At 62.2% G+C, this 10,080-nt stretch carries 11 protein-coding genes and 1 pseudogene; 6 read left to right on the forward strand and 6 right to left on the reverse strand.

The genetic code is table 11. The features are described 5' to 3' along the window. The first annotated feature begins 9 nt into the window (after nt 1-9). The 3 genes from AACY13_RS22365 (at nt 10) to queF (ending at nt 2,870) form a co-directional block, all read left to right on the forward strand. Complete coding sequence (locus tag AACY13_RS22365; RefSeq protein ID WP_339463796.1) at nt 10-1,215, forward strand: winged helix-turn-helix domain-containing protein; 1,206 nt, start codon at nt 10-12, stop codon at nt 1,213-1,215. A gap of 82 nt (nt 1,216-1,297) precedes the next feature. After that, nucleotides 1,298-1,996, forward strand: a complete 699-nt coding sequence (gene pyrF, locus AACY13_RS22370; protein WP_339463797.1) for an orotidine-5'-phosphate decarboxylase — start codon at nt 1,298-1,300, stop codon at nt 1,994-1,996. A gap of 43 nt (nt 1,997-2,039) precedes the next feature. Continuing rightward, complete coding sequence (gene queF, locus AACY13_RS22375; protein ID WP_339463798.1) at nt 2,040-2,870, forward strand: NADPH-dependent 7-cyano-7-deazaguanine reductase QueF; 831 nt, start codon at nt 2,040-2,042, stop codon at nt 2,868-2,870. Between the two features lie 169 nt (nt 2,871-3,039). Here queF and AACY13_RS22380 read toward each other — a convergent pair whose 3' ends face one another. Both AACY13_RS22380 and AACY13_RS22385 read right to left on the reverse strand, forming a co-directional pair. Beyond that, entirely contained in the window at nt 3,040-3,306 is a 267-nt protein-coding gene (locus tag AACY13_RS22380) for a DUF4404 family protein (protein WP_339463799.1), read from the reverse strand. A 158-nt stretch (nt 3,307-3,464) separates the two neighbouring features. Then, nucleotides 3,465-4,175: an HAD family phosphatase gene (locus AACY13_RS22385; protein ID WP_339463800.1), complete on the reverse strand. Its 711-nt coding sequence runs from the start codon at nt 4,173-4,175 to the stop codon at nt 3,465-3,467. A gap of 213 nt (nt 4,176-4,388) precedes the next feature. On the opposite strand from AACY13_RS22385, the gene AACY13_RS22390 reads away from it, so the two are divergent. Then, nucleotides 4,389-5,090, forward strand: coding sequence for an MlaA family lipoprotein (locus AACY13_RS22390; protein ID WP_339463801.1), 702 nt, complete (start codon nt 4,389-4,391; stop codon nt 5,088-5,090). Nucleotides 5,091-5,152: 62 nt separating this feature from the next. Here AACY13_RS22390 and AACY13_RS22395 read toward each other — a convergent pair whose 3' ends face one another. Then, nucleotides 5,153-5,452, reverse strand: a complete 300-nt coding sequence (locus tag AACY13_RS22395) for a PilZ domain-containing protein (protein WP_339463802.1) — start codon at nt 5,450-5,452, stop codon at nt 5,153-5,155. A gap of 216 nt (nt 5,453-5,668) precedes the next feature. Between AACY13_RS22395 and rssB the strand changes: the two genes are divergently transcribed. Beyond that, entirely contained in the window at nt 5,669-6,853 is a 1,185-nt protein-coding gene (gene rssB, locus AACY13_RS22400; RefSeq protein WP_339463803.1) for a two-component system response regulator RssB, read from the forward strand. A gap of 8 nt (nt 6,854-6,861) precedes the next feature. Then, nucleotides 6,862-7,344, forward strand: a complete 483-nt coding sequence (rssC, locus tag AACY13_RS22405) for an anti-sigma factor antagonist RssC (RefSeq protein ID WP_339463810.1) — start codon at nt 6,862-6,864, stop codon at nt 7,342-7,344. Nucleotides 7,345-7,569: 225 nt separating this feature from the next. Here rssC and tal read toward each other — a convergent pair whose 3' ends face one another. The 3 genes and pseudogenes from tal to AACY13_RS22420 form a co-directional block, all read right to left on the reverse strand. Next, nucleotides 7,570-8,496 carry a transaldolase gene (gene tal / locus AACY13_RS22410; RefSeq protein WP_339463804.1) on the reverse strand — a complete coding sequence of 309 codons (927 nt, stop codon included), beginning with the start codon at nt 8,494-8,496 and terminating at the stop codon, nt 7,570-7,572. A 41-nt stretch (nt 8,497-8,537) separates the two neighbouring features. After that, complete coding sequence (dusA, locus tag AACY13_RS22415; RefSeq protein ID WP_445262607.1) at nt 8,538-9,590, reverse strand: tRNA dihydrouridine(20/20a) synthase DusA; 1,053 nt, start codon at nt 9,588-9,590, stop codon at nt 8,538-8,540. A 268-nt stretch (nt 9,591-9,858) separates the two neighbouring features. After that, nucleotides 9,859-10,080: pseudogene (locus tag AACY13_RS22420) on the reverse strand (hypothetical protein); the annotation flags it as partial.

Here is a 10,080-nt window from a genome sequence, read left to right on the forward strand (position 1 = left end):
ATTACCGCCATGACCGACTCCCTGTCCCTCGCCCAAGCTCGCCGACTAGCCCTGCGCGCCCAGGGTTTCGGCTGCAAGCGGCCAGGTGAGATCGGCGCTCGGCAGTTGCTGGCACAGATCGACAGGCTGGGTGCGCTGCAGATCGATTCGGTCAATGCCCTGGTGCGTTCGCATTATCTGCCGCTGTTCTCCCGTCTGGGTGCTTACGATCGAACGCTATTGGAGCAGGCGGCCTGGAGTCAGGGGCGTCGTCGCGGTTTGTTCGAATACTGGGGCCATGAAGCCTCGTTACTGCCGTTGTCGTTCTATCCGCTGCTGCGCTGGCGCATGCGGCAAGCGCGCAATGGCGAGGGCATCTATAAGCAGCTGGCGCGTTTCGGCCGCGAGCAGCAGCCATTGATTCGGCGGGTATTGCAGGCGGTCGCCGAGCAGGGGGCGTTAGGCGCGGGCAGCCTAGGCAAACCGGCGGCCGGCAGCAGCGGCTGGTGGGGCTGGAGTGCGGAAAAGCATGCGCTGGAATGGCTATTCGCCGCCGGCGAAGTGACGGTGGCTGGGCGGCGCGGTTTCGAGCGTCTGTACGACCTGTCGGAGCGGGTCTTGCCGGCCGGGCTGCTGGCTGCGGCCGAGATACCCGAGGCCGAGGCCCAGCGCCAGTTGCTCCTACTGGCGGCCAGGGCGCTGGGGGTGGCCACGGAAAAGGACCTGCGCGATTACTACCGCCTGCAGGCCCGCGACAGCCAGGCGCGGCTTGCCGAGTTGCTCGAAGCCGGAGAACTGCAGCGGGTGCAGGTGCAGGGCTGGACGCAAGCGGCCTATTGTCGGGGCACGCCGACGATACCGCGCAAGGTCGTGGCCAGCGCCTTGCTGTCGCCCTTCGACTCACTGATCTGGGAGCGGGCGCGTACCGAACGGCTGTTCGACTTCCGCTACCGCCTGGAGATCTACACGCCGCAGCACAAGCGGGTGTATGGCTATTACGTGCTGCCTTTTCTGCATCGCGAGCGTCTGGTAGCGCGTCTGGATCTGCGCGCCGAGCGGACCCGTCAGTGTCTGGCGGTGCATGTTCTGCATCTGCAGGAGCCGGATCTGGACGAGGAGGGGCTGGCGGCATTGGCCGTCAATCTGCGCGCCCTGGCCGACTGGCTGGGCTTGAGCGATGTTCGGCTCGACTGCAGCAGTGTCACTGCTGCGCGTCTGCGGGGGCAATTATCCTGAGACGGGCAGATTGCCGGGCCGGCAATTGTGTACGGCTTCCGCTACAATGCGCGGCGAATTTGTCTTGCCCGAGAGCCCGCCCATGTCCGCCTGCCAGACCCCGATCATTGTTGCCCTGGATTTCCCGACCCGTGATGCCGCCCTGGCCCTGGCCGCCCAGCTCGACCCCGCGCTGTGCCGGGTCAAGGTCGGCAAGGAGCTGTTCACCCGTTGCGGCCCGGAGATTGTCGGCGCGCTGGCCGATCAGGGCTTCGAGGTGTTCCTCGACCTGAAATTCCACGACATCCCCAATACCACCGCCATGGCGGTCAAAGCGGCGGCGGAAATGGGCGTGTGGATGGTCAATGTGCACTGCTCCGGCGGCCTGCGCATGATGGCGGCCTGCCGCGAGACCCTGGACCGGTTGAGCGGGGCCAAGCCGTTGCTGATCGGCGTGACCGTGCTGACCAGCATGGAGCGCGAGGACCTGGCCGGTATCGGTCTGGATATCGAGCCACAGGCCCAGGTACTGCGTCTGGCCGGCCTGGCCGCCGAGGCCGGGATGGATGGCCTGGTCTGCTCCGCTCAGGAAGCCCGGGCCCTGAAAGCCGCTCACCCGGCGCTGCAACTGGTGACCCCGGGGATTCGTCCGGCCGGCAGTGCCCAGGACGACCAGCGGCGCATCCTGACGCCGCGTCAGGCCCTGGCGGTGGGCTCCGATTACCTGGTGATCGGCCGACCGATCAGCCAGGCCGCCGATCCGGTCCAGGCGCTGGCCGCCGTTGTGGCCGAACTGGCCTGAGGCGTCAGCACCTTCTTTAATCCGATTTGATCAGGTTTTTGCCATGCACCCTGCTGCCGAAGATTCGCCCCTGGGTAAATCCAGCGACTATATCGCGACCTACACGCCGTCCCTGCTGTTCCCCATTCCCCGTGCCCCCAAGTGGGCCGAGCTGGGTCTGAGTGCCGAGAGTCTGCCGTACCAGGGGGTGGATTTCTGGAACTGCTTCGAGCTGTCCTGGCTGCTGCCCTCGGGCAAACCGGTGGTGGCCATGGGCGAGTTCGCGATACCCGCCGACTCGCCGAATATCATCGAGTCGAAGTCGTTCAAGCTCTATCTCAACTCGCTAAATCAGACCGTGTTCGCCGATAACGCCGAGTTGCTGGCGGTGCTGGTCAAGGATCTCTCGGCGGCGGCGGGCAAGCCGGTTGGGGTGCGCCTGCGCAGCCTGGCAGAGGTGACGGCCGAAGGCGTGGTGGCCGCGCCAGGCACCTGTATCGACGAGTTGGATGTGACCATCAGCAATTACGCTCAGCCGATGCCCGAGCTACTGCGCTGCGACCCGGCGCGGGTGGTGGAGGAGTGCCTGCACAGTCATCTGCTCAAATCCAACTGCCCGGTCACCGGTCAGCCGGACTGGGGCACCCTGGTGGTGGAGTACCGTGGTGCGGCTGTGGATCAGGCCAGCCTGTTGGCTTATCTGGTGAGCTTCCGCCAGCACGCGGATTTCCACGAACAGTGCGTGGAACGGATCTTTCTCGACCTGCAGCGTCTGCTCCAGCCCGAGCAGTTGACAGTCTATGCGCGCTACGTGCGCCGTGGCGGTCTGGATATCAACCCCTATCGCAGCAGCACGGCCATCACGCCGGATAATCGCCGGCTGGTGCGCCAGTAACGCAAACCTCCGGTTAAGTACTGGGGTTTTGCGTAGACCGTAGGATGGGTTATCACCTGGGCGGCCCCACCCATCCATGGCTCTAGACGCAAAAAAATGCCGCTTACCTCGCAAGGGGAAAGCGGCATTTTTATTGACTGAACAGCATTACAGGTAAACGCCGGGGGCTTTATATCCCCATATTGGCCAGGCTCTGCATGATATTGCGCAGGGTGCCGGCCAGGGTCGGATGGCTGACTTCGAAGCGCTCCACGGCCAGGTTGACTCCGTCGATCAGGGTGGCGTCCGGTGCGGCGGCGGCCTGGCGAGCCAGTTGCAGTTCGATCTCCTGGGTCAGGACAAAGAGTTCGGCGCGTTCTTCTTCGCTGAGCGGCGGCTCTTCCGACAGTTGATCGCGCAGGTCTTGCAGTTGTTGCTGCAGGCGGCTTGCGGGCATGTGGTTCTCCCTTCTTGGTACACCAATCGATAGACCTTGCGCCGGGGCGCAAGGTACGTGCATGTGTCCAAGGGTAATCCAAGCGCCGGGGCTTTGCTTGCTTTGGATCAATGCGGTTGCCGCCGCTGGGTCGGGTAATGCGCGCCAGCGTCCCGCGGTCAGGGCTTTTCGCCTTTCTGCCGGCGCTGCGCGAGGTCGTCCAGGCAGGCGGGCAGATCGCTCAGTTGATCGATTACCGAATGCACGCCCAGGCGATAGAGCGCCAGGGTGGCCTGGCTGCGCAACCGATCACGCTGCCCCGAGGCCATGCTTTGCCAGTCTGCCAGTGCCTGCCCGCAGAGGGGGCCGCAGATGGCCAGGCCGACGGTCCAGAGCCCGGCCCTCAGGCCGGCCTGGAGCAGGCGCGGTTCGCCGCTGATCAGTACGCCGCCGTCGAGGCACTCGACCTGTAACTCGATCAGGCTCTGCCAGATGGCGTCGGGTGCGGGCCAGGGGCGCTCGTGCCGCTGTGCTGCCGCGGGCAGCCAGTCGGGTAGGGCGCTGGCCAGCTGGGTGCTGGCGTCCCGAGGCAGTTCGTCGAGCCAGGCACAAGGCACGCCTTGCTGGCGCAGCTGCGCAAGCATGGCCAGGGCTCCCGGGGTGGCTTCGGCGTGCTCGCTGGCTGCCGCGCTCAAGGCGTCCTGGTAGGCCAGTTGTTCATGGGCTCGCGGCGGGCGGCCGAGCAGCTGCTGCAGGTCGCGCTGCGGGCCGGCATCCGGGTAGAGGCGTTGCAAGGCCAGTGGGGCCGTGCGTGCGCCGAAGTCGACCAGGCAACCGGACAGGCCGAACAACAGGGCGCTGAAGCGGGGCGGGGTGGGGAATAGGGTCATCGGGCTCGTCCTTGTCTTCCCGCGCAGGTTAAGGCAGGCAGATGACAGGCCGATGAACCTTGGGTGGCTGGAGTGGCCTGTTGGCCGGGGCAACGGATTTTCCTGCGCTTGGTTGATCCGCTATGCTGCCGCCACCTGGCTAAAGATTTATACTGCGCGCTTTTGAATGGCTGCCAATGGGCTGCCCACTACTGCTGTCAAGGAGAGGCTGTAATGCATGTGATCGCTGCGAATTGGATTGAGCGGCTAGGCTGCCTGGCTGTTTGTGCCGGCCTGGCGCTGCTGCCGACACTGGCACAGGCCAGTGAAGAAGACCCTTGGCAGGGTTATAACCGCTTTATGTTCCGCATCAACGACAATGTCGACGCCTACACCCTCAAGCCCTTGGCCAAGGGCTACCAGGCGGTCACCCCGCAGCTGCTTGAGGATGGCGTGCACAACATCTTCAGAAACATCGGCGATGTCGGCAACCTGGCCAACAACGTGCTGCAGGGCAAGTTGCACGATGCCGGGGTCGATAGCGGGCGTCTGATCTTCAACACCACCTTCGGTCTGTTGGGCTTCTTCGATGTGGCCACCCAAATGGGCCTGCAGCGCAGCGATGAGGATTTTGGCCAGACCCTCGGCGCATGGGGGCTGGGCAGCGGTCCCTATGTGGTATTGCCTCTGTTGGGGCCGAGCACCGTGCGCGATGCCATCGGCAAGATTCCCGACAGCATGCTGACGGCCCAGGCCATGATCGACCACGTACCGACGCGCAATGTGGTGCATGCGGTCAATGCCGTGGATCTGCGTGCCAGCCTGCTTTCGGCGGAGAAGTTGGTCAGTGGCGACAAGTACATCTTTATTCGCAATGCCTACCTGCAGAATCGCGAGTTCCGGGTGCGTGACGGCGAGGTCGAAGACGACTTCTGAGTCGACGGCAACAAACGCAAAAGGCGGCTGCATAGCCGCCTTTTGCATGTTCGGCACTTGGCTCAGGTCATCGAGAGGATCGCCAGCCCCAGGGCCTGGCGGCCATCCTCCAGGGTGTTGACCCGAACCACTTCGGCCTGGGCCTCCAGCCCGCGCAGCTCGTTATGGTCGGAGGCGATATGCACCCTGACCTTGTCGCCCAGGCTCAGGGTGCTGTCGGCTTCCAGCTGCATGCCGGTGCTGGACAGGTCGAGGCACAGCGCCGGGAGTTCCTTGCCCGCATAAAGCAATGTGACCGGTGCTTCCAATCGCATACGAATGTAATCGCGTTTTTCACTGTAAGCATGATCATTTTGGCTCATGGGCATTTTCCTCTTATTATCGGGGCTGTCCTGCAACTCTTATAACCTTGGCCGATTTCGGGTGTAAAGGCGAGCAGCGACGATCGGCAGCCGCTTGAATCGAGGGGCGGATGGGAGTACCGTCTGCGCCTTGATGCAAGCCGAGTTCGCGCGTTCTGGGCAATCCCCCTGACGCATAAGCCAACCCATACCCGGCGCAGTTTGCCTGGATACCCCATGCACAAAACCAGTGCCACGCTACTGATAATCGATGACGACGATGTAGTGCGCGCGAGCCTCGCGGCCTACCTGGAAGACAGTGGTTTTCATGTGCTGCAAGCCGCCAATGGCCTGCAAGGCCTGGAGGTCTTTCACAGCGAGAGCCCGGATCTGGTGATCTGCGACCTGCGCATGCCCCAGGTCGATGGTCTCGAGCTGATTCGCCGAATCAACGCCCTTCAAGTGGAGACGCCGGTCATCGTGGTTTCCGGTGCCGGGGTGATGAGCGATGCCGTGGAGGCCCTGCGCCTGGGGGCTGCCGACTACCTGATCAAGCCCCTGGCGGATCTGGCGGTACTCGAACATTCTATTCGCCGCGCTCTGGATCGGGCCAATCTGCGCCTGGAAAATCAGCGCTACCGCGAAGAGCTGGAAACTGCCAATCGCGAGCTGCAGGCCAGCCTGCACCTGCTTCAGGAAGACCAGAACGCTGGTCGCCAGGTGCAGATGAACATGTTGCCGGTGACTCCCTGGCAGGCCGACGGCCTGAACTTCGCCCACCAGATCATCCCGTCGCTCTATCTATCCGGCGACTTCGTCGATTATTTCCGCGTCGACGACAGCCGCATCGCCTTTTACCTGGCCGATGTCTCCGGCCATGGCGCGTCCTCGGCCTTTATCACCGTGCTGCTGAAGTTTATGACCACTCGTTTGCTCTACGAGTCGCGCCGCGCCGGCGGCTTGCCCGACTTCAAACCGTCGGAAGTGCTCGGTCATATCAACCGTGGCCTGATCAACTGCAAGCTGGGTAAGCACGTGACCATGCTCGGCGGGGTAATCGACCTGGAGCACAATCGTCTGACCTACAGCATTGGCGGTCATCTACCGTTGCCGGTGCTGTACAGCGAAGGCCAGGCGCAGTACCTGCAAGGCCGCGGCCTGCCGGTGGGGCTGTTCGTCGAAGCCGACTACCAGGATCGCCAGATGGAGCTGCCCCAGTCATTCAGCCTGACGCTGCTGTCCGATGGCATCCTCGACCTGTTGCCTGGTGACACCCTGAAAGAGAAGGAGGCGCTGCTGCCGGAGCTGGTCAGTAACGCCGGAGGCACCCTGGATGGCTTGCGCAAGGCCTTTGGGCTGGCCAATCTGGGCGAGATGCCGGATGATATCGCCTTGCTGGTGTTAAGCAGGAACCTTGCATGAACCCTGGGATAAGCCCCGGTAGAATCCAGTTCGCCGAACAAGACGGAACCTTCGTGTTGAAGTTTGTCGGTGAAGTGCGCCTGACCCTGTGTTCGGCCCTGGACGCTACCATCGAAAAGATCTTCACCGCGCTGAATTTCTCGGCCATCGTGATCGATCTGACCGAGACCCGTAGTATCGACAGCACCACCCTGGGCCTGCTGGCCAAACTGTCGATCCTTTCGCGGCAGAAGATCGGCCTGCTGCCCACCGTGGTCACCACCCACGAGGACATCACCCGCCTGCTGCAGTCCATGGGTTTTGATCAGGTATTCAATATCGTCGATACCCCGGTACCGTGTCCGGAGTGTCTGGATGACCTGCCGTCGCAGGATCAATCGGAAGAGGTGGTGCGGGCCAAGGTGCTGGAAGCGCACCGGATTCTGATGGGGCTGAACGACTCCAACCGCGAAGCCTTCCACGACCTGGTCAATGCCCTGGAACATCACTGAGTGATGCCGGGGTACCAAAACGGGGCGCTCATTGAGCGCCCCGTTTGTTTTTGGCATGTTTGTGCCGACGCTTAACTGTGAGGGACCTGGTTCTGTAGGGTGCGCCATGCGCACCGGGGCCTGCTGCAAATTCTTGGTGCACAAGGCACAGCCTATCCATTGGCTCCTCTGAAAACCGTGTCACTCCTGCCCAAGCGCACCATGCAACAGATCGTCAACAGGTTCTCAGGCCAGAGCAGTCAGCAGTTTTTCCAGTTTCTCCTGATCGCGGGCGAACAGGCGGATGCCTTCGGCCAGTTTCTCGGTGGCCATGGCGTCTTCGTTCATGGCCCAGCGGAACTGACCCTCAGCGAGACTCTGCTTGGGCTCGGCGTTCTGGCCCGGGCTCAGCAGGCGTGCCAGTGGCTGCTGGTCATCGGCCAGTTGCTGCAGCAGCTCCGGACTGATGGTCAGGCGGTCGCAGCCGGCCAGCGCTTCGATCTGGCCAGTATTGCGAAAGCTCGCGCCCATCACCACGGTCGAGTAGGCATTGGCCTTGTAGTAGTTGTAGATGCGCGTGACCGACTGTACCCCGGGATCTTCGGCACCGACAAAATCACGGCCTTCGGCCTTCTTGTACCAGTCGTAGATGCGCCCCACGAACGGCGAGATCAGAAACACACCGGCATCGGCGCAGGCCTGGGCCTGGGCGAAGGAGAACAGCAGGGTGAGGTTGCACTGGATACCGGCCTTTTCCAGTTGCTCGGCGGCGCGGATGCCTTCCCAGGTCGAAGCGATCTTGATCAGCACCCGCTCCCGGCTGATGCCGGCCTGGTCGTAGAGGCTGATCAGGCGTTCGGCGCGGCGCAGGGTGGCCTGGGTATCGAAGGACAGCCGCGCATCCACCTCGGTGGAGATGCGCCCGGGGACTATCTTGAGAATTTCGCCCCCCACCGCGACGCCAAAATGGTCGCAGGCCAGCCCCAGGTCGCCCTGGCCGGCGGTGACTGCGCTTTTCAGCAGTTCGCCATAGCCAGGCATGGCCGCGGCCTTGAGCAGCAGGGAAGGGTTGGTAGTGGCATCGACCGGCTTCAGGCGGGCGATGGCGTCGAGGTCGCCGGTGTCGGCGACTACGGTGGTGAACTGCTTGAGTTGATCCAGCTTGGAGGTCATGACAGCGCCTTGTCGTTGCAGATGCCCTGACCTTACCCGAGTCAGCGTCCTTGCAGCAATTGCGCAGCCTGATCGAACAGCGCCAGCGGATTATCGGTCTTGTGAATGTCCACCGAGAGCAGTTGACGGAAGCGTCGCGCGCCATTGAAACCCTGGCCCAGGCCGAGCATATGGCGGGTGATATGGTGCATGCTGCCGCCTTCGGCCAGGTGCGCGGCGATATAACCGCGCATGCTCTGCATGGCTTCGATGCGGCTCATCATTGGGCGGTCTGAGTCGAACAGCAATTGGTCAACCTGAGCCAGCAGAAAGGGGTTGTGATAGGCCTCGCGACCCAGCATCACCCCGTCGAAGGTCTTGAGGTGCTGCTGGCAGTCTTCCAGGGTCTTGATGCCGCCATTGAGGATGATTTCCAGTTCCGGGAAGTCCTGCTTGAGCTGCGCGGCGATGGCGTAGCGCAGTGGCGGCACTTCGCGGTTCTCCTTGGGCGACAGGCCTTCGAGAATGGCGATGCGCGCGTGCACGGTAAAGCTGCGGCAACCGGCGTCGCGCACCGTCCCGACGAAATCGCACAGCTCGGCGTAGCTGTCGCGGCCGTTGATACCGATGCGGTGTTTGACCGTCACCGGGATGCTGACCTCATCCTGCATGGCCTTGACGCAATCGGCGACCAACTGTGGGTGGCCCATCAGGCAGGCACCGATCATATTGTTCTGCACTCGATCGCTGGGGCAGCCGACGTTGAGGTTGACTTCGTTATAGCCCGCGTCCTGCGCCAGTTTGGCGCAGGACGCCAGTTCCGCCGGCACACTACCGCCCAGCTGCAGGGCCAGCGGATATTCCTCCGCACTGTGGAGCAGAAAGCGCGCGCTGTCGTTATGCAGTATCGCGCCTGTGGTGACCATCTCGGTATAGAGCAGAGCGTGCTGCGACAGCTGGCGCAGGAAATAGCGGCAGTGACGATCCGTCCAGTCCATCATTGGTGCGACGCTAAATTTTCTAATCATAACGTCTTGATTTGCAGATTTTTTTGTCAAAGAAAAGGGTCCGATAAATGCGCGTATGCAGATCAAGAGTACACGCGAAGAGCACATGGGGTACCTGGGGGCAGCATTATACAGGTGCCTCAGTTAGCACGCTGAGTGGTGGTTTTTGCGGGCAGTTCCTGGGGGGGGGTTGGCGTGCATAGGGGAAGGTCGGTCGCCTCTATATATGTGGGAGCATGCGAGGGCTTTGTGCCCATTAGAGTGGGCTGCCACAAAAGCGTAATAATGCCTTGACCTCGCTTCGAATGCCCCTATAATGTGCACCTCTTCCGGCGCAGATCTCTCGGAAAACTTATTCTAAAACAATAAGTTAGCTTTAAAAGAGAGGTTGCAAAGCAGCGAAAGCTGTGTAGAATGCGCCGGGCTGACAGGGTGGTGGTTTGGTCCTGTTGGTGGCTTCGATCAGGTCGGTCGGCGGCGGTTGAAGAGGTGGTTGACAGCGGTTTGAAACGCTGTAGAATTCGCCTCCCGCTAACGAGAAGCTGGATGTTGGTCGGGGTTGCAAGTGGTTGAGTAGAAAGAACTTCTTCGGAAAGAA

Origin of the sequence: Pseudomonas sp. EA_105y_Pfl2_R69 (assembly GCF_963970915.1) — a bacterium.
GTDB lineage: Bacteria > Pseudomonadota > Gammaproteobacteria > Pseudomonadales > Pseudomonadaceae > Aquipseudomonas.

Excerpts from the sequence above, each read along its gene's own strand:
- AACY13_RS22365 (WP_339463796.1), top strand. The coding sequence starts at position 10 with ATGACCGACTCCCTGTCCCTCGCCCAAGCTCGCCGACTAGCCCTGCGC.
- pyrF (WP_339463797.1), top strand. The coding sequence starts at position 1,298 with ATGTCCGCCTGCCAGACCCCGATCATTGTTGCCCTGGATTTCCCGACC.
- queF (WP_339463798.1), top strand. The coding sequence starts at position 2,040 with ATGCACCCTGCTGCCGAAGATTCGCCCCTGGGTAAATCCAGCGACTAT.
- AACY13_RS22380 (WP_339463799.1), bottom strand. The coding sequence starts at position 3,306 with ATGCCCGCAAGCCGCCTGCAGCAACAACTGCAAGACCTGCGCGATCAA.
- AACY13_RS22385 (WP_339463800.1), bottom strand. The coding sequence starts at position 4,175 with ATGACCCTATTCCCCACCCCGCCCCGCTTCAGCGCCCTGTTGTTCGGC.
- AACY13_RS22390 (WP_339463801.1), top strand. The coding sequence starts at position 4,389 with ATGCATGTGATCGCTGCGAATTGGATTGAGCGGCTAGGCTGCCTGGCT.
- AACY13_RS22395 (WP_339463802.1), bottom strand. The coding sequence starts at position 5,452 with ATGAGCCAAAATGATCATGCTTACAGTGAAAAACGCGATTACATTCGT.
- rssB (WP_339463803.1), top strand. The coding sequence starts at position 5,669 with ATGCACAAAACCAGTGCCACGCTACTGATAATCGATGACGACGATGTA.
- tal (WP_339463804.1), bottom strand. The coding sequence starts at position 8,496 with ATGACCTCCAAGCTGGATCAACTCAAGCAGTTCACCACCGTAGTCGCC.
- dusA (WP_445262607.1), bottom strand. The coding sequence starts at position 9,590 with ATGTGCTCTTCGCGTGTACTCTTGATCTGCATACGCGCATTTATCGGA.